This window comes from Actinomycetes bacterium (assembly GCA_036000965.1).
In the GTDB taxonomy this organism is placed as follows: Bacteria; Actinomycetota; CALGFH01; order CALGFH01; family CALGFH01; genus DASYUT01.
This window is the reverse complement of sequence record DASYUT010000175.1, coordinates 1-22,603: the sequence shown is the minus strand read 5'-3', so window position 1 is coordinate 22,603 and position 22,603 is coordinate 1. Positions and strand designations below refer to the sequence as shown.

Genomic DNA, 22,603 nt, shown 5'->3' with positions numbered 1-22,603 from the left:
GAGCCCAGCCAGCAGCCCAACCAGGAACTCGACCAGGAACTCGACCAGGAGCCTGACTAGCAGCCCGACCAGGAGCAAGCATGGACTTCCGTTACACGCCGCGGCTCGCCGAGCTGAAGGCGGCCGCGAGGGAGCTGGCGGGCTTCCTCATGACCTACGAGCAGGCCTGTGAGGAGCAGGGCGGGCTCAGCCCCGGCGACCATCAGGTCATCCGCGAGCGCGTCCGCGCCTCGGGCCTGGCCGCCATCAACCAGCCGGCCGAGTGGGGCGGCGCCGGCCTGTCGGTGCTCGAGCAGTTCGTCGTCCAGGAAGAGCTGGGCAAGCTCACCAACGCGCTGTGGGACGTGGTCTGGCGGCCCGCCAACGCGCTCAAGGCCTGCACGCCCGAGCAGCGCGAGCGCTGGCTGCTGCCGGGGATCCGCGGCGAGCGGCGCGACTGCGTCGCCATCACCGAGCCGGGCGCAGGCTCCGACCCCACCGCCCTTGCCACCACCGCGGCCCCCGACGGCGACGGCTGGCGCCTCAACGGCGAGAAGTGGTTCGTGACCGTCGGCGACGTCGCCGACCACATCCTGGTGCTCGCCCTGGTCCAGCCCGAGCGCGCCCCCACCCTGTTCATCGTCGACGCCGCCACCCCCGGCGTGCGCACCAAGCGCACCCCCCGCTACATGCACACCTTCGTCTACGAGCACCCCGAGATCGAGCTCGCCGACGTGCGCGTCGGCCCCGAGCACCTGCTCGGCGGGGTTGGCCAGGGCTACGAGCTGACCAAGGCGTGGTTCCTGGAGGAGCGGCTGATGATCGCCGCCCGCACCGTCGGCGCGGCCGAGCGGGCGCTGGAGCTGGCCACGGCGTGGGCCACGGAGCGGCGCACCTTCGGCCGGCGCCTGGTCGACCACCAGCTCCTCCAGGGGATGCTGGCCGACTGCGCCATCGACATCGCCACCAACCGCGCCCTCAACCACCAGGTCGCCTGGGAGGCCGACAACGGCATCGACCTGAAGCTGCTGCACGCCAAGTCCGCGCTGGTCAAGGTCGCCGCCTCCGAAGCCGCCGGGCGGGTCGTCGACCGCTGCGTGCAGATCTTCGGCGGCCGTGGCTACATGCGCGAGAACCCGGTGGAGCGTCTCTACAGGGAGCTGCGAGTCGACCGCATCTGGGAGGGCACCTCGGAGATCATGCGCCTGGTCGTCGGCAACCACGTCGGCAAGCGCGGCGTCACCGGGCTGCTCGCCTTGCCGATGCCGGCGCCAGAGCCGGCCGCCAGGCCCGCGGCCGTTGCGGTGGCCGCCGGGCCCGCGGCCGTTGCCATGTCTGCCGGGCCCGCGGCAGGCGACGGCTGATGGGCGGCACCGGCGAGGCCGAAGCCGCGCCGCTGGTCACCGTGGACGCGGCCGCGGCGGCGGGGCAGGGCAAGGGCGGGATCGCGCTGATCCGCCTGCGCCGCGAGCGCAAGCTGAACGCCATCTCCACGGCCATGGAGGAGGCGCTGCTCGCCGTGCTTGGGCGGGAGCCGGTGACGTCGAGCCGCGCCGTGGTGGTCGCCGGCTCACCCCGGGCGTTCTCCGTCGGCGCGGACCTCGGCGATGTCAACGGGCTCGACCCGCACGCGATCGCCGCGTACTACCGCCGCAGCGGCGCGGTCTACGAAGTGCTCGCGCAGCTCCCGCAGCCGACGGTCGCGTCGGTCAGCGGCTGGTGCCTCGGCGGCGGCCTCGAGCTGGCGCTCGCCTGCGACTTCCGCGTGGCCGCTCCCTCGGCGGTGTTCGGCCTGCCCGAGGTGGGCCTCGGCATCGTGCCGAGCTCCGGCGGCCTGTACCGGGTCGTGCGCGCGCTCGGCCCGCTGGCTGCGCGGGAGCTGGTCCTGCTCGGCCGCCGCCTCGACGCCCTCGAGGCGGCCCGGCGCGGCCTGGTCACCGAGGTCGTCGACGATCCCGACCCGCTGCCGCGCGCGCTCGCGCTGGCCGCGGAGCTGGCCGCGCTGCCAGCGCTCGCGGTCACCGTCGCCTGCCAGGCCATCGACCGGATCGCGGAGTCCTCCCGCGAGGCCGCGCTGCTGATCGAGCGGCTCGCCTACGCTGCCCTCAACCAGACCCCGGAGGCGCGCGAGGCGCCTGCACCGTGAGGAGCGTGTGCGGGGCTCCCCGGTCGCGGTCAGGGAGCGTGCCTGCTCCACGATTCTAGGACCGCACCCGCATGCGCATCCCCGGCGGTGGCCGGCGCTGCAGCCAACGGCGACCCGGCAGTCAGCGGGAGGGGCGGCGGAATGCCGCCTGGAACCCGGTACTGCCGTCGCTCGTTGTAAAGCGCACGTGGGCCACGTCCCGCAGCGCGACCGGGAGCGCCCGGCCCCAGCTCCCCCTGCCATCCCTCACCACGAGCGTTCCGAGCGGGAAGCGCCTGCCGTCGTGGGTGGTGACCTCGACCGCGTAGGCGCCGGACCGGTTGGACGAGCTGACCACCACGAAGATCCATGAAGGGGAGCCCTCGTAGCCGAACACGTTGCCGGCCGGGTGGCCGCCGGCGTCGCGCAACGGGACCGCGCCGAAGTACCTGCCGTTGGCCTGCTGGAGGGTGTGACGGTACCGGGCCGCCAGCTGCCGGTCCTCCTTTGTGGCCAGGTGGAAGCCGGTCGCGGTCAGGGCCGCCGCCAGCACGGCCGCAGCAGCCATCGCGACAAGCCGCCGTCTGCGGGCCGTTGGCGCCCGGCCGGTCAGCCGAGCCACGACGCGTGACTCGAACCCCACGGGCGGCTCCCGGGGCGGGATCAGGAGCAACAGTTCGTCGGCCACCTCGGCGAGCTCTGCAACATGCCGTCGGCAGCTGCTGCATCCGGCCAGGTGCTGGAGCGCCTCGGCTCGCTCCTGCCCCGCGAGGACGCCGAGGGCCAGCTCGGGCGCGACCTCCCGGACCTGGTGACAGCCAAGGCTATCGGTCATCGCCCACCTCGAGGACCGCGCGCAGCTTCAGCAGGGCCGCCCGGATCCTGGTCTTGGCGGTCCCGATCGGGATCCCCTCGGCTTCGCCGATCTCGCGGGCGGTGCGTCCCAGGAAGGCCGCCAGGAGCAGGGCTCGGCGTTGCTCCTCGGGCAGCGCAGCGATCGCCCGTCGCAGCCGCCGGGACTCCTCGCTGGCCAGTCCCTGCTCCTCCGGCCCCGCCTCGGGGCTCAGGATCGGCATCGCAAGGATCATGTCGGGGTCGATCGGCGTGGCGCGCCGCAGGCGACGGGCGTCGACGGCGAGATTCCTGGCGATTGTGAGCAGCCAGGTCGACACCTGGCCCCGTACGGGATCGTGGGCCGCTGCGTAGCGCCACGCTCGGATGAACGTCTCCTGGGCGACGTCCTCCGCGGATTGGGGGTCGCCCACGATCGTGAGCGCAAGGCCGTAGACGCGAGCCTGGAACCGGCGCACGAACGCCGCGGCGGGCTCGGGCTCCCCAGAGGCCAGCCCGGCCAGCAGCGACTCATCCGAGAGCGACCACATGCACGTCGACGGTACGCGAGGCCGTCGGACACCGGGGACCCTGCGTCACCGTCGGCGCGACCTCGCCCGTCAGCCTACCCGATGCGGTGTGGGGCCTGCGACGGAGCCGATCGGCTGATTCCTCGGGACAGTGCGTCGGAGCCAGTGCGTGGGTGGGGGCCAGTGCGTGGGTGGGGCCAATCCGTCGGTCGGGCCAATCCGTCGGGGGCGTTCGCCGGTATTACCTACGTCGGCACCTTGGGATCGAGGCGACCTGGTAGGGGGCACGCTGGGATGAGGTGTCGCTGCAGCACCGTCTTCGGAGAGGGGATGACTGCGATGGCCGGCAAGAGACGCTCCGCCCGCGCCGCCGTGCTCCTGGTAGCCCTTTCGAGCCTGCTCGTCGTGGGTCCCGGCGGCATCGGGGGCGCGCAGGTCAAGGGCCCGACGATCCTGCATCCGAGGCTGTCGGTGCGAACGCTGGTGGACGGCCTCGTCACGCCGACGAGCCTGGCGTTCCTGGGGGCCGACGACATCCTCGTGCTCGAGAAGAACACCGGGAAGGTGCGGCGCGTCGGGGGCGGAGCGATCCAGTCCACGGTCCTGGACCTGCCGGTGAACTTCGGCTCGGAGCGAGGGCTCCTGGGGATCGCGCTGCATCCGGGCTTCCCGCACAACCCGAGCGTCTACCTCTACTGGACCGAGAGCAGCACCGGCCAGGACACCGACGTGCTCAGCCAGACCCCGCTCCTGGGCAACAGGGTTGACCGCTACGTCTGGGACGGCGCCACGCTGACCTTTGCACAGAACCTCATCAGGACCCGTGCCCTGCAGCAGGACGCCGGTCAGCCCGAGCGCGGCAACCACGACGGCGGGGTGCTCACGTTCGGACCCGACGGGAAGCTGTACATCCTCGTCGGTGACGCGGGCCGCCGTGGCCAGCTGCAGAACCTCCCCGACGGGCCCTTCGGGCCCGGGCAGCCCGACGACCAGTTCGGCGGCCCGCAGCCCGACGACGCCCATCTCACCGGAGTGATCCTGCGCCTGAACGACGACGGCACCACGCCCTCCGACAACCCCTTCTTCGACGTCGGCGCCAAGACCGGCGGGCAGGTCGGCGCCAATCTCCAGAAGGTCTTCGCCTACGGGCTCCGCAACAGCTTCGGGATGGCCGTTGACCCGATCTCCGGTGCGCTGTGGGAGGAGGAGAACGGGGACGATACCTTCACCGAACTCAACCGGGTCGAGCCGGGCTTCAACTCCGGCTGGGTCCAGATCCAGGGGCCACCGGACCGCATCGCCCAGTACAAGGCCATCGAGACCAGCTCGGGCGTCGACCCGGTCACGGGCACGGCCTACTTCGGGCTCCAGCAGGTCCGCTGGCCGCCGACCAACATCGCCGGATCCCCCGGGGAGGCCCTGTCGCGGCTGTTCACGCTGCCAGGCGCGCGGTACAGCGCCCCGGAGTTCAGCTGGAAGTTCGAGGTTTCCCCGGCGGCCATCGGCTTTGTGGACAGCGGCAGCCTCGGAGCGCAGTTCCAGGGAGACCTCTTCGTGGGCGCCGCCCGCACGTTCCTGGAAGGCGGGCCCCTGTTCCACTTCAACCTGACCGGGAACCGCCGGAAGATCGCCGTTGACGATCCGCGGCTTGAGGACAGGGTCGCCGACAACAACCACAAGTTCGACATCACCGAGAGCGAGAGCCTGCTCATCGGGACGGACTTCGGGATCGTGACCGACATCGAGACGGGGCCGAACGGCAACCTCTTCGTGGTCTCCCTGTCGCAGGGCGCGATCCACGAGATCGCCCGGCGGTAGGCCGTTTCACGATAGGCTCGACGCTCTCGCGAGTGGGGCAAACTGGAAGGAGGGGAAGAATGCGCAGGATGCGCAGGATGATCGTGCTCGTTGTCATGCTCGCGCTGGCGCTGCTGGCGCTGGCGCTGGTGCCGTCGGCCTCGGCCGGCGACAACTTCGTAGCCACGCTCTCCGGCGGCGAGGAGGTCCCGGCGCGGGACACCCAGGCCGTGGGGGTGGCGAAGTTCAAGCTCCGCGAGGACGGGGCGGCGCTGCTGTTCAAGGTCAACGTGGCCAACATCGACAACGTCTTCGCGGCCCACATCCACTGCGGTGCCGTCGGGGTCAACGGCCCCGTTGGCGTCACCCTGTTCATGGGGGCTCCCGCGGGGGGGGCCGTGAACGGGACGCTGTCTGAGGGAACGATCACCGCTCCCGACCCCGGCAACGGGTGCGGCTGGACCGACCTGGCGGCGGTCCTCGCCGCGATGCAGAGCGGCAACACCTACGTCAACGCGCACACCAACGACGGGGTGGCGCCGCCAAACACCGGTCCCGGGGACTTCCCCGGAGGGGAGATCCGCGGCCAGGTACGGTAGGGACCCCAGGGGAAGTGGCAGAGGGCCCAGCCGGGCCCTCTGCCATCCGGTCCGGCAGCCCTTAGGAGATCGCCTGCGACGATCGGCCGGCAGACAGAGCCTGCCAGCGGGCCATCCGCCCTCCGTCGCTGGCGACCACCTCGCCGCGCTCCAGGACCGATCCCTGCCGCCGCCACGTTCGGCCATCGGCGTCGGTGAAGACCAGCTCCACTCTCGCCTTGGCGTCGTCCTCCGGCCAGCTCCCGCGCACCGACGCCGGCAGCTCGGCGGACTTTCCGGGCGGCAGCAAGCCGAGAACGCACGACCCCTCGCTGACGCTCTGGCCGGGATGCTGCGGCTCAACGACCGCGAGCAGCTCCCAGATCGGAGCGTCGCTCCTGTTCTCGACGTGGACCAGGTAGGCGGAGCGGTTCGCGTCCAGGCCGCGCGCCCACGCGAACACCCTGCTGGCTTGGACGCGCTCTCGCTCCTCGCGCTGCCGCTCCTCCGCCCTGCGTTGGTCCTCGCGTCTGACCCAGATGTCGTAGGCCGCAGCGCCAGCGCCGACCAGAGCTGCCGCCGCCGAGACGACTGCCGCTCCGTCAGCCACGATGCACACCTCATCTCCTCGCGCTCCTCCAGGTCGCGCATCATCCCGCACCCCCTCGATTCGGGGCGAATCGTTACGTCGACCCCGCCCGTGCGGGTGGCCGTACGCCTTGGTCAGCGGCGCCGACCAGCCCACTGGTCGGCGCCGCGCAGCTGCGCGCGGCGAAGCGGTCGAAGCGGTAGAGGTCGCCGATGGCGACAACGGAGTCGAGCTGCTTCGCGACGGGTTCGATCCACACCCGCACTTCCTCGCGGGTATGGCGGGCGAGCGGCAGGTGATCGCGGCTGAGAATGCCGGCGGCCTCGCTGCTGGCGATCTGGCGGCCGCATTGGCACGGGTTGGCTGGGTCGATGAGACCGCATCGGTTGTCGATCACCTGCCGCAGGGTGCGCCGTGCTCTCGAGACGCGCTGCCGGAACGCCTCGCGGGTGCAGTCGAGGATCTCGGCACCGTCGGTGTCGGTCAGCCCGAGCACGTCGGCGAGCAGGTAGGCGGCGCGCTGCGGTCGCGAGAGGCACAGCAGCATGCCGTAGGTGCAGCTGATCCGGAGCTGGCTCCACTTTTCGACGAGTTTGGACATTACGTCTAGGCCGAGGCGAAGATCAGTGTCGGTTAGAAGCGACCACACCTGTGGATCGCCGGAGGTCTGGAACGATCGGACGCGTTACCTGCCATGCCCCTTGCTCTGGTAGCTGTGAGTGACGCCGGTCGAGGGCGTCGTGGCCGCAGCACGTCCGCTCATGCCGAGAAGAGGACGTCAGGCGGGCTGCTGCTGGCCGTTAGGGAACCTTGGCGAATCGCATCTGGGCGGGCCGGCTTTGGCGTCGTTCTAGTCATGTCAGGGATCTCGCGCGTAGGTGCGCGCGTTCGCCCTGTCGGCCGAAGAGGCTGAGGACCTCGACGGGTACAGTGTCGGCGCTGCCGAACCAGTGCGGCACGCGGGTGTCGAACTCGGCAGCTTCGCCCGGGGTGAGCACGAGATCGTGATCGCCGAGTACCAGTCGGAGTCGCCCGCTGAGGACGTAGACCCATTCGTAGCCTTCATGGGTTTGCGGCTCGGGGATGACCGGCTGGCGGGCGGTGGGAATGATCAGCTTGTAGGCCTGTATGCCCCCGGCGCGGCGGGTCAGCGGCACCATGGTCATGCCGTTGCGGGTGACCGGGCGCAGGTGGACTCGGGGGTCGCCGGTTGGCGGTGCGCCGACGAGTTCGTCGATCTGGACCCCGTAGGCCCGGGCCAACGGCAGGAGTAGTTCCAGGGTGGGGCGGCGCTGGCCGGATTCCAGCCGGGACAGGGTGGAGACCGAGATGCCGGTCGTCGCGGACAGGTTGGCCAGCGTGGTCTCACGTTGCCGCCGTAGCGTACGCAGCCGGGGTCCGACAGCGGTGAGCACGCTGTCCAGGTTGTCGTCCACGGTCCTAGTTTGCCATAGCGGCAAGAATGTTTGCGCATCCGTGTTTGCGACCGCATGGTGGTCGTGGAGGTGGTCGCAATGACCCAGGAACTGGCAGAGCAGTTGACGCAGAGATTCGATGTCGCGGTGATCGGTGGCGGCGCCGCCGGCTTGAGCGCAGCGGTGGTGCTGGGACGGGCACGACGCTGCGTGATCGTGATCGACGCGGGATCGCCGCGCAACGCCCCCGCCGCCGGTGTGCACGGGTTCCTATCCCGCGACGGCATCAGCCCGGCCGAGCTGATCGAGACCGGCCGTAAGGAGGTCGACCACTACGGTGGCCTCGTGTTCCACGGCGAGGCCCGGACCGCGCACCGCACTGCGGACGGGTTCGACGTGACCCTCGACGACGGCAGTCTCATCACCGCCCGGCGGTTGCTGGTGACCACGGGGCTGGTCGACGAACTGCCCGACGTCACCGGTGTACGGCAACGGTGGGGCCGGGACGTGCTGCACTGCCCGTACTGCCACGGGTGGGAGATCCGCGACCAGCCCGTCGGCATCCTCGGCACCGGACCGTGGGCCGTCCACCTGACTTTGCTGTTCCGGCAGTGGACGTCCGACCTCGTGCTGTTCACACACACCGCAGCAGCCCTGACCGACGAGCAGGCCGAGCAGCTGGCCGCCCGCGGCATCCGAGTCGTCACCGGCATCGTGGACTCCCTCGAAGTGGTCGACGACCGCATCGCCGGGGTGCACCTGTCCGACGGCACGGTCATAGCCCGGCAGGCGGTGGTGGTCTCCCCACGGTTCGTGGCCTCCTCGCAGGTGTTGGCCACCCTCGGGCTTCACCCCACCACCCACCCGCTCGGCCTCGGAGAATTCATCGCTGCCAACCCCACCGGTCTGACCGAAGTCCCGGGTGTGTGGGTTGCCGGCAACGTCACCGACCTCACCGCACAGGTCGTCACCGCAGCCGCCGGTGGCGTGTCCGCGGCCGCTGCCATCAACGCCGATCTGATCGCCGAGGACACCCAACGCGCCGTCACCGGCTACCGGGATTCGCGCTCCCTGCCGTCGAGGTCGTAACTCTCCGTGCGCGTCGAACGCCGGCTCCTACTGGGGTGGAAGCTTATCGTCCTGCGGGCCGCGCTGGAGGCCCTCGCCGTTGCCGCGCCGGACTGGCTGGCCGAGACCTTCGAGGTGTCCGGCTGGGGTCTCTCTCCACGCCAAGGCACCGCCGACGAGGCGGTGATCGGGTAGACGTTGGGATGTCCTGAAGCCGGTCCCCGAGGAGTCGGCGAACCCCAACCCGATGTTCTGCAGCGGTGGCCTCGGTGGCGCCGCTGGGTGTCACGGCGGCGGCTTGATGGCGAAGGTGATCCCGGTCTCGCGCTCCGAGACCTCCCAGAGGGCGGCCATGGCATCCCGGTTCCGGGAGCGACCGAACAGCGGCCGGCGCACCGGCGCACCCCAGTTCACCCAACGCGGCGTGTACAGGGCGCCGCCGACGGCGCCCGGGTCGGTGGCCGCTCGCAGCAGCGCGAGGGCACCTCGGGCCGGCGTCATCCCCAACCGTCGGACGGCGGCGTGGAAGAACCGCTGGCTGCGGCCGCCGCCGCTCTCGCGCACGCTCCGCGCCTGCAGGTCGGTGTTGGTGAACCCCGGGTGCACGACGATGCTCCTGGCCGGCACGCCCGCCGCGCGGAACCGCCGGTCCAGCTCGAGCGCGAAGTGCACGTTCGCGAGCTTCGACTGCCCGTAGGCCCGCCAGGGGTCGTAGCGGCCTGTGAGGTGGGGGTTGTCGGGGTCGAGGGCGCGCCCGGCGTGCCGGCCGGTGCTGGTGACCGAGACGACGCGAGCGCCGGGGCTGCGGAGCAGTGCCGGTAGGAGCTGGGCGGTGAGCGCGAAGTGGCCGAGATGGTTCACGGCGAGCTGCATCTCAAACCCGTCCTCGCTGCGCCGCTCGGGGATGCCCATCACGCCCGCGTTGTTGACCAGGAGGTCGATCCTGGGATGGTCGGCGAGGATCCGCGCGGCGGCCTCGCGCACCGAGGCCAGCGACGCCAGGTCGAGCGGCTGCAGCTCCAGCGAGGCGTCCGGGATCTCGCCGCGGATCGACGCGCGAGCCGCCTCCGCCTTCGCCTGGTCGCGCACCGCCGTCACGACGTGGCCGCCCTTCCGCGCGAGCTCCCTGGCGACCTCGAGCCCGAGCCCGCCGTTCGCGCCGGTCACCACGGCGACCCTGCGCGACTGATCGGGGATGTCCGCGGTGGTCCAGGCCATGCTCCATGCTACGTCGACGGCTCGCGGAAGCGGATCAGCTCCTCTCGGTGAGCCGCCGGGCACGCTGATCAACAGCACGAGACCGACGCTCGGGGGGTTAGAGCTTGTACTCGCCGCCGAAGAGCCGCCTCGAAGGGCCGCGTAGGTCACGCGACGGCCGAACAACCCGCAAGCGGGGCCGTCGCCGGGGCGGAGGCGTCCACCGTTCCTGAAGACGCTTGGTGCGCACCGCCGCTACCTGGCCGCAGAGATCCGCCAGCTGGCCGACGACCTGCAGGTACGGCCGGCGGGCTGAGCGGTCAGTTCCTCCGCCTGGTTCTGTGGCACGTCGCGGCCTTGGCCGTAGGGTGCGGATATTCGGTCAGCGCCTGATGAACGCCTTTACGCAGCCTGATGAACGCCTTTACGCACCCTTCAGGATCGGCGCGATCGCGAACCCCTCCGAGGACGCCATCGGGGACGACCCCGGGGTAGCACGCCGTCGGCGAGACGACTACGCTGCGCGCGCGTGTCGTGTATGTCCCATCGCTTCCGGAGGGGTTCTTGTGACCGACAGCTCGTCCACCCCCAGCTACGAACCGTCGTCGACGAAGCTCGACACGGGCGTGCCGCATTCGGCTCGGCTGTGGAACTACTAGCTGGGTGGCAAGGACAACTTCCCCGCCGACCGCGAGGTCGCAGACCAGATCCTGGCGATGGTGCCGGAGATGGTCACATCGGCCCGCGCCGACCGGGAGTTCCTCAGCCGGGTGGTGCGGCACCTGGCCGGTGTGGAGGGCATCCGCCAGTTCCTCGACATCGGCACCGGCCTGCCGACCGCCGACAACACCCACGAGGTCGCCCAACGGGTGGAACCGTCCAGCCGGATCGTCTACGTCGACAACGACCCGATGGTGCTGGTCCACGCCCGTGCCCTGCTCACCAGCGACCCGCGGGGCGCCACCGCCTACATCGACGCCGACCTGCGGGAGCCCGACAAGATCCTCGACGCGGCCAGCCGGACGCTGGATTTCGACCAGCCGATCGCCATCATGCTGCTCGGGATCTTGAACTTCGTCCCGGACAACGACGAGGTGGCCGCGATCGTGCGCCGGCTCCTCGCCGTGGTGCCGCCGGGTAGCTTCCTGGCCATCTCCCACCCCACTACCGAGGTCAACGGCGAGGTCATGACCGAGGCGCTGCGGCTGTGGAACGAGGGACCCGCGGCGAAGATGGTGCTGCGTACCCGTGACGAGCTCGTGCCGTTCTTCGACGGGCTGGAGCTGCTCGATCCGGGCGTAGTGAGCTGCTCGCAGTGGCGGCCGGACCCGCAGACCAGCAGCGTGTCGGTCGAGGTCGCGCACTACGGCGGGGTCGCACGCAAACGCTGAAGGTGCACCATGCGCACCCCGGGGGCCGGTCAGCGGGGCATCCCAGCGTGCCAAGATCCGCACGCCGCAATCTCCGCACTCGAGCGCGCTTACGAGCAGCCTTCCGGCTGCGGAGCGTTGCGCCGTCTCGACGAGGCGGCTCGTGAACTGCGCAAGCTCGGTCGCGCTGTGCCCCGCGCGGGCCGCGGGCGGCGGGCGGACTCGCCTGCCCTCGGGCTCACCGCGCGCGAGCTCGAGGTGCTGGAGCACGTCGCCGCCTTGATCGTGGGAATTGAACTGATCGGAAGGGTCTCATGCGCGCGGTGTGGTTGAGGGAATTCGGCGGGCCGGAGGTGCTCGTCGCGGCGGACGCGCCGGATCCGGTGGCCGGGCCCGGGCAGGCGTTGATCGAGGTGGCGTTCGCCAACATCACCTTCGTGGAGACCCAGTTCCGCGCGAGCGGTGTCGGGCCGTTCAAGGCGGTGTTGCCGATGATCCTGGGCAACGGCGTTGGCGGTGTGGTCACGTCGGTTGGTGCGGGAGCCGACGAGGGACTGGTCGGCAAGCGGGTGGTCAGCAGCACCGGCGGTTCGGGCGGCTATGCCGAGCGTGCTGCGGTGGATGCCGGCGGACTCGTCGAGGTGCCAGACGGTGTAGAGCTCGACAGCGCGGTAGCGCTGCTGGCCGATGGGCGCACGGCGACGTTGCTGGTCCGAGCGGTCGGATTGCGCGGCGGGGAACGGGTACTGGTTGAAGCGGCGGCGGGCGGTGTGGGCACGTTGCTGGTTCAGCTCGCGCGGGCTGCCGGCGCCAGGGTCGTCGCGGCGGCTGGCGGCGCACGCAAGGTCGAGCTGGCGCGCGACCTGGGTGCCGACGTGGTGGTCGATTACCGGGAGCCGGGTTGGACGCAGCGGGTCCGTGAGGCCGTCGGCGGGGTGGACGTCGTGTTCGACGGGGTCGGCGGCGCCATCGGTCGATCGGCGTTCGAGCTGCTCGACCGTGGTGGGCGGATGCTCAGTTTCGGGCTCGCGAGCGGCCAGTGGGCCGACATCTCCGACGAGGCCGCCGCGGATCGTGGGGTGACGGTGGTGCGCGGGCTGCCGGCGACGCCGGAGGAGCTGCGCGCGTTCACCGAGAGCGCGCTGGCCGAGGCGGCGGCTGGCCGGTTGCGTCCGGTGATCGGGCAGCGGTTCCCGCTGGACCGGGCGGCCGACGCGCATGCGGCCATCCAGTCGCGGGCCACCGTGGGCAAGACCCTGCTCGAGGTGCGGTGATGGGCCTCGGCCGGAAGTACTTGTCCTGGTCGTAGAGGGCGGCAGTCCGCCCGGTCTCCTCCGGGGTGAGCAGCTGCGGCGTCAGCGCGCACCCGTACTCGTTGACCTCCCCGGTGATGCGGTCCCAGTCGCCGCCGTCGACGCGGTCCTTCCACGGGCTCGACTGGTTGGCGTCCTTGCTCTTCATCGGGGTCTTGGCCCTCGGCTTCGCGGTGGTTGTGGTGGTCATGCCGCCTCCAGTCTCAGAAGGGTTTGCTTGGCTGCCGGCCCACCGAGGTAGCCGCCGAAGGAGCCGTCGGAGCGGACGACGCGATGGCAGGGCACAACGACGGGCAGAGGGTTGGTCGCACAGGCCGTGCCGACCGCGCGAACGGCCTTGGGGTGGCCCGCCGCGGCGGCGACGGCCGCGTAGCTGGCGGTGTGACCGTAGGCGATGTCGGGCAGGTGGTTGAGCACCATGCGGCGGAAGCCTTTCGACAGGCTGAAGTCCAGCGGCAGGTCGAAGCCGTGACGCAGGCCGGCGAAGTACTCGTCGATCTCGCGCGCGGCGGCGTCCAGCCGCTTGGGGGCGTTCAGGATCCGCGGGCTGATCCGCGCGGCAAGGGTTGCCAGGACCTTGTCGTGGCCTTCGGTCTCGTAGGCGACTCGGACCAGCCCCTTCTCGGTCGCCGCGAGCAGCAGCGTCCCGACGGGCGTGTCGAGCGTGCGGTAGGCCACGTCGAGGATGCCTTGTGCGTCCGCGCTGTCGGCCAGGCGGTCGTGCAGAAGGCGGAGCTCTGCCTCGGTGGCGTCGGGGTAGGCCTCGAACAGGTCTCTGACTTCCGGGGGATAGTCGGTGGTCATCGGGTTTTTCCTTTCAGGACTGTGGTACCCGAATGGCTCTTCCGCAGGTTGGCGATGCCGTCGGCGGCCGACCTGCGGGCGGCGTCGGTGGTGCCGCCGATGACGGCGGCGACGTCCCGGTAGGGCATCCCTGCCAGGTAGTGGTAGGCGACGGCCTCCCGTTGCCTGCGTGGGAGGGCGGCGAGGGCCGCGCTGAGGTCGAGGTCGCGCCCGTCCGTCCGCTGCGCGGAGGGACGCTCGGGGACGTCAGCGACGGGGATCGCGCGGCGCGCTGCCGCGCGGGTGACGTCGATTGCCTTGCGGTGCGCGATCGTCACCAGCCATGCTTCGACATTCGCGTCGTCGGGGAGCTCCGGGTACGCCTTGAGGGCGGCCAGGAACGTCTCGGCCCACGCGTCGTCGGCGTCGGCCGGGCCGAGGACGGCCCTGCACACGCGCTGGACGGTCGCGCCGTGGGCGGCGACGACGGCCTCGAATGGCTGCTTCCCTGTCACACTGTGTAAACGGCTGGGAGCGGTGGAACGTGAGATGGTCGGTCAGAAGCGTTTCGTGGATCTCACCGCGGCCGACTCTTCCAGGTCGAGGAGGTACCTCTTGCGCGTCAGCCCGCCGGCGTAGCCGGTGAGCCTGCCGTCTTTGCCGACGACGCGGTGACAGGGCACGAGCACGCACAGCGGGTTGCGTCCGACGGCCGCGCCGACGTCCTTGGCGAGTGCCGGGTCGCCGAGCTCGCGGGCGAGGTCGCCGTAGGTGGCGGTCTGCCCGTACGGGATGCGGTCGATCAGGTCCCAGACGCGGTGCTGGAACTCGTCCCCGCGGGCGTCGAGCGGGAGGTCGAAGCGTTGCCGGTCGCCGGCGAAGTACTCGGCGAGCTGGTGTTTGGCCTCGTCGAATCCCGCGTCGGTACGGGGGCCGAAGGTGGCGGGGTCTGGCTTGTACCAGTGGTGCAGGAAGTACAAGCCGATCAGCCTGCCGTCCTCGGCAACGAGGGTGAGCTCGCCGATCGGCGAGTCGACGGTGGTGTTGGCGGCGACCATCGTGGTTTCTCCTTGTCCTTGTGTCCCGTTGTCCTTGTGTCCCGTTGTCCTGGTGTCCCGTTGTCCTGGTGTCCCGCCTCGTAGACGGCTGGGGCCGCAGGGACGTGAGGTCAGGCCTCGCCGCTGCCGACCGGACCGGCGAAGATCCCGGTCTGCAGCGAGGAAACCCGGGTCTCGCCGTCGAACTCAGGACACCATGGCTGCTGGTCGGCCTCGATGGGTCGCCGACTGCAGCAGTTCCTTCATGCGGTCCAGGTCGGTGTGCAGGGCTGCTGGTTGGCAGCGTCTGGCCCCCACCCGAGGGGTTGGGGTGGGACGCTCAATGTGCCCCGGTGACGAGCTGGCTGATCTGGGTCGCGGTGGTGAAGTCGGCGGTGAGCCGGTTCTTGGTCAACGCGAACGCGATCCCGGTGGCGGTGTCGGCGTAGGCGAAGCTCCCGCCGGCGCCGCCCACGCCGAACGCGGTTGGCGTGTCCTGCGCGGTGGAGCCGGGAAGGCCGATGGAGTACCCCAGTCCCCACGCGGACGGCATCCCGAAGACTTCGTCGACGCCGCTGGTCGCCACGGCCGTTGCCTCGCGCAGCCGTTGGGGCGAGATCAGCCGGACGCCGTCCACCTCGTCGAGCAGCGCGGCATACATGCGTGCGATGGCCCGGGCGGAGGTCTTGCCGCCCGCGGGGATGTCGGCTGCGAGGATGTCGGTACGGTTGCCCAGCTGGGCAGTCGGGAACAGCGTCAGCGGCCCAGCCTTGAACATCGGCAGGTCAGGCGGCATTTCCGGCATCATGTCGGCGGCGCCGGGTGTATCCTCCAACCGAGCCAGCCGGTGGTGTTCTGACGCCGGCATGCCGAAGTAGAGCTCGTCGGCCACGCCCAACGGCCCGGCAACGTCCTCCCGAAGGACCTGCGAGATCGGCTTGCCGGTGGTGCGGCGAACGATCTCCCCGACGATGTAGCCGAAGGTGTAGGCGTGATACCCAACCTTGGTGCCGGGCTCCCACCACAGCTCGGCATCGGCGATCGCCGCGCACATCTTGTCCCAGTCGCACAGGTCCTCCGGCGTGGTGTCCAGCGGGATGCCTGGCACACCGGCCGAATGGTTCAGGACGTGCCGCACGGTCACGGCGTGCTTGCCGTGGGCGCCGAACTCCGGCCACAGCTCCACGACCGGCGTGTCGTACCCGAACAGGCCCCGCTCGGCGAGGACGTGTGCCACGGTCGAGGCCGCGCCCTTGCCGATCGAGAAGTTGTAGAACGGGGTGTCGGAGGTGACCGGACGTCCGGTAGCCGGGTCGGCGACGCCCGCGACGGCGTCGACCACCTGCTCGCCGCGCCGGTGGACGGCGACCTGGACACCTCGCTCGGTTCCGGACTCGACCACCTGGTCGATGGCCTCCTGAACCAGCTGCTGGACTTCGCTCATGACCGTCTCCTTCGTGAAGGTGGGCGACCGTACAGTAGACCTGGCTTCGGACAAGAACTCATCGCTCGGCCGCCCAGGCAGCTGCATCGTGCTCGAGCCCGTTCCTACGGGAGGGCCAGAGGATGTGGCTTCTTAGCCGTTTGAGCTGCGGAAACGCAGAAATGGCAGCACACTGTCCGGCAGTCCCCGTGTTACTTGACCGGCTCTAGGACTGGGGTGGTTGGTCCGACGCTGGTTCTTGTGGCGTGTGGCCGGCGCCGAGCGCGGACGTCAGCGCTGGATGTAGGAGGCCAGGCCGCGGATGATGACCTCGAGTCCCAGCTCGAATCGTTCGTCCGGGCCGCCGCTGAACAGCTCGTCCAGGGTCGCGTGCACGTTGGGGAACCGGTCTGCCGGCAGGGACTCGTAGTAGCCGCGGAACATCGCCAGGATCTCCTCGGGTGGGAGGTCCTCGCCGGTCGGCGAGGGCAGGGCCAAGCTCTCTTCGTAGGCGGAGGCGCCCAGGTACAGGCCCCCGAGGTCGCCGGCGTAGGCGGCGATGCGGTCGGGGATCCCCGCGCCGCGGAGCAGGGCCAGCAGCCACTCGGTCCACCGGACAAGGTTGGGACCCACGGGGATGCGGCCCAGGGTGAGCCCGGCGACGCCCGGGTAGCGCTGGAAGACCCGCCGGGCCTGGACCATCCACTCCTTGAGCTGCTCCTCCCACCGTGCGGGGTCCGGCGGGGGGACCTGGATCTCGCTGACCACCCGGTCGACCAGCAGGTTGATCAGCTCGTCTTTGCTGGTGACGTGCCAGTAGAGCGAGGCCGGGCCGGTCCCGAGCTCCTCGGCGACCCGACGCATGCTGAGCCCGTCGGCCCCCTCGCGCTCCAGGACCCGGAGCGCCGCGTCCACGATGGCCTCCCGGGTGAGTGGGGCCCGGGTCGGACGCTCACGCGGCGCGGCCTTCCAGGGCGGCTCTGGGACCGATCGGTCCGGGCTGGTCTCCATGGCGAACATCGTATCAGAGACGAACATCGTTCCGAACTCGAACAGCGTTTGACAACCGAGCTCAGTTCGCGCATACTCGAACGATGTTCCAAGCCTGGAAGCGTGTTCGACCCTCGGGTCGAACGGACAGAGGAGGACGGCATGACCAACGAGATGCGGCTCCGGGAGACGGTCACGGAGCTGGGAGCCCAGCAGTTCTCGGCTCCCCGCGGGTCGCTGCGCAGGGCGGAAAGGAAGCGAGACAGCATGACCCCGACCATCGAGGCCGTGGGCCTCCGCAAGCGGTTCGGCAAGACCGCCGCCCTCGACGGGCTGGACCTGGTCGCCGAGCCGGGGCAGGTCCTGGCCGTGCTCGGCCCCAACGGGGCCGGGAAGACGACCTTCGTCCGCACCGTGGCCACCCTGCTGCGCCCGGACGCCGGCGAGCTGCGCGTCGCCGGCCACGACGTGCGCCGCGAGCCCCAAGCGGTGCGGCGCAGCATCGGCCTGGCCGGGCAGTCCGCCGCGGTGGAGCCGGCCATGACCGGACGGGAGAACCTGGAGCTGGTGGCCCGCCTGTTCGGCCAGGACGCGCGGTCGGCTCGGGCCAACAGCGCCAGGGTGCTCGAGCAGCTCGGCCTGGCCGACGTGGCCGGCCGGCTGGCACGGACCTACTCGGGCGGCATGCGGCGCAAGCTCGACCTGGGGGCGAGCCTGGTCGGCGCGCCGCGGCTGCTGCTGCTCGACGAGCCGACCACCGGGCTGGACCCCCGCAGCCGCATCGAGCTGTGGGACGCCATCCGCGCCCTGGTCGAGCGGGGGACCGACGTCCTGCTCACCACCCAGTACCTGGACGAGGCCGACCACCTGGCCGGCCGGATCGTGATCATCGACCACGGCCGGGCCGTCGCGGCCGGCACGCCCACCGAGCTCAAGCAGCGGGCGGGCCGCAACGTGATCGAGGTCCACGTGCGCGACCGGACCGACCTGGCCACGGTGGCCGCCGCCCTGGCCGCTGTGGACCATGGCGAGGCGCAGGTCGAGGAGGCCACCCGCCGGGTCAGCGTCGCGGTCGAGGCCGGCACCGACCGGCTCCGGGACGCACTGCAGTCGCTGGATGCGATTGGGACCGATGTCGACGACATCTCCCTGCGTCCCCCGACCCTTGACGAGGTCTTCCTGGCGCTGACCGGCCAGCCCCTCGAGCAAGCACCCGACAACGCCGCCGGCCACACGGCGGCCTGAGACTGCCACAGGAGACCGACATGGCAACCGTCGCACCACCCATCCAACCCTCGGCCACGCTGCCGGCCAGCACGCTCGGGATCGCCAAGCGAGGCCTGCTGAAGTTCCTCCGCACCCCCCAGCTGGTGGTCCTCGGCACCATCCAGGGCGCCATGTTCCTGCTGATCTTCCGCTACGTGTTCGGCGGGGCGATCGGGGCGGGCGGCCTTGCCTACGTCGACTTCCTCGTGCCCGGGTTCATCACCACCGGCATCCTGTTCTCCGGCATGGGCGCCGCCACCGGGGCGGCCGAGGACCTCGAGCAGGGATTCGTCGACCGGCTCCGGTCCCTGCCCATCCCAAGAAGCGCCGTGCTGGCCGGACGGGCGCTGGCCGACACCGCCATGCAGGTGTGGGGCCTGGCCATCACCACGGCCATCGGCTTCGCCGTGGGCTTCCGCATCCACGGCTCGGTGCCGGACGCGCTGGCCGCCTTCGGGCTGCTGCTGGTGCTGGGGTTCGCGTTCGAGTGGCTGTTCATCACCCTCGGGCTGTTCGCCGGCAACGCCCAAGCCGCCCAGGGGCTGGCGTTGCTGGTCTTCCCGCTGACGTTCGTGTCCAGCGCCTACGTCCCGGTCGAGACGATGCCAGGATGGCTCCAGACCATCGCCGAGAACCAGCCGATCACGGTGATGGTGGACGCGGTCCGCGCGCTCACCCAGGGCCCGGCCGCGGAAGCCCTGCTCGGCCACGGCGCCGGCTTCTACGTGGTCTGGTCGCTGCTGTGGGCAGCCGGCATCGTGGCGGTCTTCGCCCCCCTGGCCGTGGCACGCTACCGGCGAGGCTGACACAGCGGCGGCGCGCCGCACCAGCGCGCCGAGGCCTGCGGCGCCAGCTCCATGCCGCAGGCCCTCTGGCGTTCACACGAAGGCGCTGATGCCGGTGATGGCGCGGCCGACGATCAGCGTGTTCATCTCGCGGGTGCCTTCATAGGAGTAGATGGCCTCGGCGTCGGCGACGAACCGGCCGACGTGGTGCTCGAGCAGGATGCCGTTGCCGCCCAGCAGCTCCCGGGCATACCCGACCGTCTCGCGCATGCGCACGGTGCAAAACGCCTTCGCCAACGAGGCGTGCTCGTCCCTGGCCAGCCCCGCGGCCTGCAGCTGTGACAGCCGGGCGCACAGCGCCGCCGAGGCGGTGATGTTGCCCAGCATCCGCACCAGCAGGTCCTGGACCAGCTGGAACCCGGCGATGGGCCGGCCGAACTGCTCGCGCTCGACGGCGTAGGCCAGGGCGTGCTCGTAGGCGCCGCGGGCGCAGCCGACCGCCATCCAGGCCACCCCCGCCCGGGTCATCCGCAGCACCTGGGCGGTGTCGCGGAAGGAGGTGGCCTGCTGCAGCCGGTTGGCCTCGGCGACCCGCACGCCGTCCAGGGTGATGCGGGCGTTTTGCACCACCCGCAGCGCGATCTTGTCCTTGAGATCCTCGGTCGCAAACCCGGGCGTGCCTGCCTCGACGACAAACCCCTTGACCTGGCCGTCTGCGACGTCCCTGGCCCAGATGACGGTGAGGTCGGCGAAGCTGGCGTTGCCGATCCACTTTTTGCGCCCGTCCAGCACCCAGGTGTCGCCGTCGCGGCGGGCGGTGGTCGCAAGGCCACGCGACGCGCCCGAGCCGACCTCGGGCTCGGTGAGCCCGAACGCGCCGATCTTGTCCATGCGGGCCATGGCCGGCAGCCAGCGCTGTCGCTGCTCCTCCGAGCCGCATACATAGATCGAGCCCATCGCCAGGCCGCTGTGGACGCCGTTGAAGGTCGCGATCGACGGGTCGGTGCGGGCCAGCTCCATTGCGACCATGCCGTCCAGCAGCGGGCTTTTGCCCCCACAGCCGTAGCCGCGGTACGGAAGTCCGGCGATGCCCAGCTCGGCCAGGCCGGGCACGAGCTCGTGGGGGAACTTCGCCCTGGTCCAGTAGCGGTTGATGATCGGCTCCACCTCCTTTTCCATGAAGGTCCGCACGCGGTGCAGCAGCGCGCGGTCCTGGTCGTCGAGCAGCAGCTCCAGGGCGTAGAAGTCGGCGTCGGCGGGCGGGTCGGTCGGCATGGGAGACCACCTCCTCGGCGGGCATAGTCAGGGAGCAGCGTCGACGCTGCGGTGGTCGCGGCGCAAGAACCGGTCCACCACCGGGGCGAGCTCGGCCGCCTCGGTAACCAGGCCGAGGTGGCCGCCGTGGTAGACGTGCAGCTGGGCGTCGGGCAGCAGGCGCCCCATGATGCGGGCGTTGACCAGCGGGACGATCGGGTCGTCGTCGCCGGCCAGCAGCAGCGTCGGCTGCCCGATCCAGGGCAGCAACGGCAGGCTGGTCCAGCCGGCAGCGGCGACCAGCTGGTAGAGGTAGCCGCGCCGCGGGCCAACGCGGGTCTGGCCGTGCAGCAGCGCTCGCGCCCGGGCCGGGTCTGAGCGTATGGTCCCGCCGTAGATGCCGGCGGCGATGCGCTGGTGGTAGTCGGGGTCCAGGTACCGGCGGGGCGTGGCCAGCCGCGCCAGGACCGTCGGCCGGCCCGGCACCATCAGCATGCCCGTGCCGGTGGCGGCCAGGACCAGCCGTCGGCAGCGGCGGCGCTGGCACAGCGCGAACTGCTGGGCCAGGCCACCACCCCAGGAGACGCCCAGCAGGTCCACGACCGGGTGGCCGAGCTGGTCGAGGAGGCGGGCAAGCAGCCGCGCCAGTGCCGGCAGCCGGTAGGGGACCCTCGGCAACGGTGAGCCACCCACGCCAGGGACGTCGAAGCGAACCACCTCGATCGAGGGGTCGAGGGCGTCGACGAACGGCTGCAGCAGCTCCAGGCTGGCACCGATGCCGTTGGCCAGCACCAGCGGGGTGCGGGTCCCGTCGCCGCGACGAACCGCCACCCGCACGTGCTGGCCCCCAACCGCCACGGTGCGCACCGGCCCTTGCACGTCCGCGCCTCAACGGTCCAGGACGTAGGTGCCGGGGGCGGGGTCGACCGGGCGGAAGCCGGCGGCGCCCAGCCGCCGAGGTCGGGCCTTCTCCCCGCCGCCGCGCTGCTCGAGCCAGCGGACGTAGTCGGGCCACCACGATCCGCGCTCGGTGGTCGCCTGGCCCAGCCAGTCGGCGGGGTCCGGCGGGCTGTCCCCCGCGGTCCGGAAGCTGGACTTCTCGTTCCCGGGTGGGTTGACCATCGAGGCAACGTGGCCGCTGGTGGACAACACGAACCGGGAGCGGCCGCCGAGCAGCTGGGTGCTGCGGTAGCAGGACTGCCAGGGGCAGAGATGGTCGGCGATGCCGGCGACGACGTACGCGTCCACGTCGAGCTTGGCCAGGTCCACCGGCGAGCCGAGCATGCTGGCAGCGCCGGGGTGGGTGAGGGCGTTGTCGACGGCGAGCCGGACGAAGTCCCGGTGGAGCCCTGCGGGCATCCTGGTCGTGTCGGCGTTCCAGTACAGGATGTCGAACGGCGGCGGCGTGCGCCCCTGCAGGTAGTTGTTGACCCAGTAGTTCCAGATCAGGTCCCCGGGACGCAGCCAGGCGAACACCTCGGCCAGGGCGCGGCCGTCCAGGTAGCCGCGCGCCGCGGAGGCGGCGATGGCCGCCTGCGCGGTTGCCTCGTCAAGGGCGACGCCGGCCATCCCGGCCCGGGCCTGGTCGAGCACCGTCACCGCCAAGCTGAACCCGGCGACTCGGTCTTGCCGCCCCGTGGCGCTCAGGTATGCCAGCACCATCGCCGCGAGGATCCCGCCAGAGCACAGCCCCAGCAGCAGCGACCGGTCGGCGCGGCAGATCCGCTGCGTCGCTTCCTGTGCCTCGACGATCGCCTGCCCGTAGGCGTCGGCGCCCCAGTCGCGGTGCCGGGCGTCGGGGTTGCGCCACGAGATGACGAGGACCTGCTGGCCGCTCCTGACGAGGTACTCGACGAGGCTGCGTCCGGGGGCGAGGTCGAGAATGTAGTACTTGTTGATCGTCGGCGGAACGATGAGCAAGGGCACGCGGCGCACCGTCGGCGTCTGCGGCTGGTACTGCAGCAGCTCGAACACCGGGGTGCGCAGCACGACCGCGCCGGGGGTCACCGCGAGGTTGGCGCCGACCTCGAACGCGTCGGCCTCCACCATGGATGGCACGCGTGGCGGCGTGGCCAGGTCGGCGGCCAGGTGCCGGGCACCGCGGATGACGCTGCCACCGCCGGAGTCGATGAGGTAGCTGTTCAGCGAGGGTGGAACGGTGTTGGCGCTGGTCTGCACAACACCACAGAGGCCGCGCGACCGCGCGTGCAGCGTGACGGTGACAAAGGGATCTCGTTTGACCCGGGACCGGTCAGCCCGCGCCGGGCGCGATG

Annotated in this window: 24 protein-coding genes; 10 read left to right on the top strand and 14 right to left on the bottom strand. The window is 71.1% G+C overall.

Going from position 1 to position 22,603, the window contains the following annotated elements:
• Positions 1-80 precede the first annotated feature (80 nt).
• Together VG276_15745 and VG276_15740 are read left to right on the top strand one after the other, a co-directional pair.
• The gene (locus VG276_15745) at positions 81-1,343 is read left to right on the top strand and encodes an acyl-CoA dehydrogenase (GenBank protein HEV8650804.1); all 1,263 of its coding nucleotides are present in this window, start codon (positions 81-83) and stop codon (positions 1,341-1,343) included.
• Entirely contained in the window at positions 1,343-2,125 is a 783-nt protein-coding gene (locus VG276_15740; protein ID HEV8650803.1) for an enoyl-CoA hydratase/isomerase family protein, read from the top strand. The genes VG276_15745 and VG276_15740 overlap by 1 nt, the downstream gene beginning before the upstream one ends.
• Positions 2,126-2,246: 121 nt before the next feature.
• Here the strand turns inward: VG276_15740 and VG276_15735 are convergent, their stop codons facing one another.
• Both VG276_15735 and VG276_15730 read right to left on the bottom strand, forming a co-directional pair.
• Positions 2,247-2,939, bottom strand: a complete 693-nt coding sequence (locus tag VG276_15735; protein HEV8650802.1) for a zf-HC2 domain-containing protein — start codon at positions 2,937-2,939, stop codon at positions 2,247-2,249.
• Positions 2,929-3,486, bottom strand: coding sequence for a sigma-70 family RNA polymerase sigma factor (locus VG276_15730; protein ID HEV8650801.1), 558 nt, complete (start codon positions 3,484-3,486; stop codon positions 2,929-2,931). Before VG276_15730 ends, VG276_15735 begins: the two co-directional genes overlap by 11 nt.
• A gap of 318 nt (positions 3,487-3,804) precedes the next feature.
• Between VG276_15730 and VG276_15725 the strand changes: the two genes are divergently transcribed.
• Both VG276_15725 and VG276_15720 read left to right on the top strand, forming a co-directional pair.
• Positions 3,805-5,283: a PQQ-dependent sugar dehydrogenase gene (locus VG276_15725; GenBank protein HEV8650800.1), complete on the top strand. Its 1,479-nt coding sequence runs from the start codon at positions 3,805-3,807 to the stop codon at positions 5,281-5,283.
• 77 nt (positions 5,284-5,360) lie between these two features.
• Positions 5,361-5,861 carry a CHRD domain-containing protein gene (locus tag VG276_15720; GenBank protein HEV8650799.1) on the top strand — a complete coding sequence of 167 codons (501 nt, stop codon included), beginning with the start codon at positions 5,361-5,363 and terminating at the stop codon, positions 5,859-5,861.
• Between the two features lie 61 nt (positions 5,862-5,922).
• On the opposite strand, the gene VG276_15715 is transcribed toward VG276_15720, so the two are convergent.
• The 3 genes from VG276_15715 to VG276_15705 all read right to left on the bottom strand — a co-directional run bounded on the left by VG276_15715 (position 5,923) and on the right by VG276_15705 (position 7,865).
• Complete coding sequence (locus VG276_15715; protein HEV8650798.1) at positions 5,923-6,450, bottom strand: hypothetical protein; 528 nt, start codon at positions 6,448-6,450, stop codon at positions 5,923-5,925.
• Positions 6,451-6,523: 73 nt separating this feature from the next.
• On the bottom strand, positions 6,524-6,976 hold the full coding sequence (locus tag VG276_15710; GenBank protein ID HEV8650797.1) for a sigma factor-like helix-turn-helix DNA-binding protein: 453 nt from the start codon (positions 6,974-6,976) through the stop codon (positions 6,524-6,526).
• Positions 6,977-7,283: 307 nt separating this feature from the next.
• On the bottom strand, positions 7,284-7,865 hold the full coding sequence (locus VG276_15705; protein ID HEV8650796.1) for an XRE family transcriptional regulator: 582 nt from the start codon (positions 7,863-7,865) through the stop codon (positions 7,284-7,286).
• A gap of 90 nt (positions 7,866-7,955) precedes the next feature.
• Here VG276_15705 and VG276_15700 point away from each other — a divergent pair, with 90 nt between their 5' ends.
• Positions 7,956-8,933 carry an NAD(P)/FAD-dependent oxidoreductase gene (locus tag VG276_15700; protein ID HEV8650795.1) on the top strand — a complete coding sequence of 326 codons (978 nt, stop codon included), beginning with the start codon at positions 7,956-7,958 and terminating at the stop codon, positions 8,931-8,933.
• A 6-nt stretch (positions 8,934-8,939) separates the two neighbouring features.
• A complete protein-coding gene (locus tag VG276_15695) occupies positions 8,940-9,107 on the top strand; it encodes a hypothetical protein (protein ID HEV8650794.1) in 168 nt (55 codons plus the stop codon).
• A gap of 90 nt (positions 9,108-9,197) precedes the next feature.
• Here the strand turns inward: VG276_15695 and VG276_15690 are convergent, their stop codons facing one another.
• A complete protein-coding gene (locus VG276_15690) occupies positions 9,198-10,130 on the bottom strand; it encodes an oxidoreductase (GenBank protein ID HEV8650793.1) in 933 nt (310 codons plus the stop codon).
• Positions 10,131-10,768: 638 nt separating this feature from the next.
• Here VG276_15690 and VG276_15685 point away from each other — a divergent pair.
• Positions 10,769-11,500 (top strand): SAM-dependent methyltransferase, encoded by a 732-nt coding sequence (locus VG276_15685; GenBank protein ID HEV8650792.1) that lies wholly within the window; start codon positions 10,769-10,771, stop codon positions 11,498-11,500.
• 293 nt (positions 11,501-11,793) lie between these two features.
• Positions 11,794-12,753, top strand: a complete 960-nt coding sequence (locus VG276_15680) for a zinc-binding dehydrogenase (protein HEV8650791.1) — start codon at positions 11,794-11,796, stop codon at positions 12,751-12,753.
• 225 nt (positions 12,754-12,978) lie between these two features.
• On the opposite strand, the gene VG276_15675 is transcribed toward VG276_15680, so the two are convergent.
• From VG276_15675 to VG276_15655, 5 genes are all read right to left on the bottom strand, one after another.
• Positions 12,979-13,596, bottom strand: coding sequence for a methylated-DNA--[protein]-cysteine S-methyltransferase (locus tag VG276_15675; GenBank protein ID HEV8650790.1), 618 nt, complete (start codon positions 13,594-13,596; stop codon positions 12,979-12,981).
• Positions 13,593-14,090, bottom strand: a complete 498-nt coding sequence (locus VG276_15670; GenBank protein HEV8650789.1) for an RNA polymerase sigma factor — start codon at positions 14,088-14,090, stop codon at positions 13,593-13,595. Before VG276_15670 ends, VG276_15675 begins: the two co-directional genes overlap by 4 nt.
• A 42-nt stretch (positions 14,091-14,132) precedes the next feature.
• Complete coding sequence (locus VG276_15665) at positions 14,133-14,633, bottom strand: methylated-DNA--[protein]-cysteine S-methyltransferase (GenBank protein ID HEV8650788.1); 501 nt, start codon at positions 14,631-14,633, stop codon at positions 14,133-14,135.
• 319 nt (positions 14,634-14,952) lie between these two features.
• Complete coding sequence (locus VG276_15660) at positions 14,953-16,056, bottom strand: serine hydrolase domain-containing protein (GenBank protein ID HEV8650787.1); 1,104 nt, start codon at positions 16,054-16,056, stop codon at positions 14,953-14,955.
• Positions 16,057-16,326: 270 nt separating this feature from the next.
• A complete protein-coding gene (locus VG276_15655; protein ID HEV8650786.1) occupies positions 16,327-17,073 on the bottom strand; it encodes a TetR/AcrR family transcriptional regulator in 747 nt (248 codons plus the stop codon).
• Positions 17,074-17,187: 114 nt separating this feature from the next.
• Here VG276_15655 and VG276_15650 point away from each other — a divergent pair, with 114 nt between their 5' ends.
• On the top strand, positions 17,188-18,270 hold the full coding sequence (locus VG276_15650) for an ATP-binding cassette domain-containing protein (protein HEV8650785.1): 1,083 nt from the start codon (positions 17,188-17,190) through the stop codon (positions 18,268-18,270).
• Between the two features lie 20 nt (positions 18,271-18,290).
• The gene (locus tag VG276_15645; GenBank protein HEV8650784.1) at positions 18,291-19,097 is read left to right on the top strand and encodes an ABC transporter permease; all 807 of its coding nucleotides are present in this window, start codon (positions 18,291-18,293) and stop codon (positions 19,095-19,097) included.
• Positions 19,098-19,169: 72 nt separating this feature from the next.
• Here VG276_15645 and VG276_15640 read toward each other — a convergent pair whose 3' ends face one another.
• The 3 genes from VG276_15640 to VG276_15630 all read right to left on the bottom strand — a co-directional run.
• Entirely contained in the window at positions 19,170-20,351 is a 1,182-nt protein-coding gene (locus VG276_15640; protein ID HEV8650783.1) for an acyl-CoA dehydrogenase family protein, read from the bottom strand.
• A 27-nt stretch (positions 20,352-20,378) separates the two neighbouring features.
• Entirely contained in the window at positions 20,379-21,188 is an 810-nt protein-coding gene (gene phaZ, locus VG276_15635) for a poly(3-hydroxyalkanoate) depolymerase (GenBank protein ID HEV8650782.1), read from the bottom strand.
• A 30-nt stretch (positions 21,189-21,218) separates the two neighbouring features.
• The coding region (locus VG276_15630; protein HEV8650781.1) for an alpha/beta fold hydrolase at positions 21,219-22,603 on the bottom strand (1,385 nt) is incomplete at its 5' end.

What these genes read in the sequence shown, in the direction of transcription:
- VG276_15640 (HEV8650783.1), bottom strand. Translation starts at nt 20,351, where the DNA reads ATGCCGACCGACCCGCCCGCCGACGCCGACTTCTACGCCCTGGAGCTG.
- VG276_15660 (HEV8650787.1), bottom strand. Translation starts at nt 16,056, where the DNA reads ATGAGCGAAGTCCAGCAGCTGGTTCAGGAGGCCATCGACCAGGTGGTC.
- VG276_15725 (HEV8650800.1), top strand. Translation starts at nt 3,805, where the DNA reads ATGGCCGGCAAGAGACGCTCCGCCCGCGCCGCCGTGCTCCTGGTAGCC.
- VG276_15655 (HEV8650786.1), bottom strand. Translation starts at nt 17,073, where the DNA reads ATGTTCGTCTCTGATACGATGTTCGCCATGGAGACCAGCCCGGACCGA.
- VG276_15735 (HEV8650802.1), bottom strand. Translation starts at nt 2,939, where the DNA reads ATGACCGATAGCCTTGGCTGTCACCAGGTCCGGGAGGTCGCGCCCGAG.
- VG276_15710 (HEV8650797.1), bottom strand. Translation starts at nt 6,976, where the DNA reads ATGCTGCTGTGCCTCTCGCGACCGCAGCGCGCCGCCTACCTGCTCGCC.
- VG276_15730 (HEV8650801.1), bottom strand. Translation starts at nt 3,486, where the DNA reads ATGTGGTCGCTCTCGGATGAGTCGCTGCTGGCCGGGCTGGCCTCTGGG.
- VG276_15745 (HEV8650804.1), top strand. Translation starts at nt 81, where the DNA reads ATGGACTTCCGTTACACGCCGCGGCTCGCCGAGCTGAAGGCGGCCGCG.
- VG276_15645 (HEV8650784.1), top strand. Translation starts at nt 18,291, where the DNA reads ATGGCAACCGTCGCACCACCCATCCAACCCTCGGCCACGCTGCCGGCC.
- VG276_15690 (HEV8650793.1), bottom strand. Translation starts at nt 10,130, where the DNA reads ATGGCCTGGACCACCGCGGACATCCCCGATCAGTCGCGCAGGGTCGCC.
- VG276_15740 (HEV8650803.1), top strand. Translation starts at nt 1,343, where the DNA reads ATGGGCGGCACCGGCGAGGCCGAAGCCGCGCCGCTGGTCACCGTGGAC.
- VG276_15665 (HEV8650788.1), bottom strand. Translation starts at nt 14,633, where the DNA reads ATGGTCGCCGCCAACACCACCGTCGACTCGCCGATCGGCGAGCTCACC.
- VG276_15650 (HEV8650785.1), top strand. Translation starts at nt 17,188, where the DNA reads ATGACCAACGAGATGCGGCTCCGGGAGACGGTCACGGAGCTGGGAGCC.
- VG276_15720 (HEV8650799.1), top strand. Translation starts at nt 5,361, where the DNA reads ATGATCGTGCTCGTTGTCATGCTCGCGCTGGCGCTGCTGGCGCTGGCG.
- VG276_15675 (HEV8650790.1), bottom strand. Translation starts at nt 13,596, where the DNA reads ATGACCACCGACTATCCCCCGGAAGTCAGAGACCTGTTCGAGGCCTAC.
- VG276_15680 (HEV8650791.1), top strand. Translation starts at nt 11,794, where the DNA reads ATGCGCGCGGTGTGGTTGAGGGAATTCGGCGGGCCGGAGGTGCTCGTC.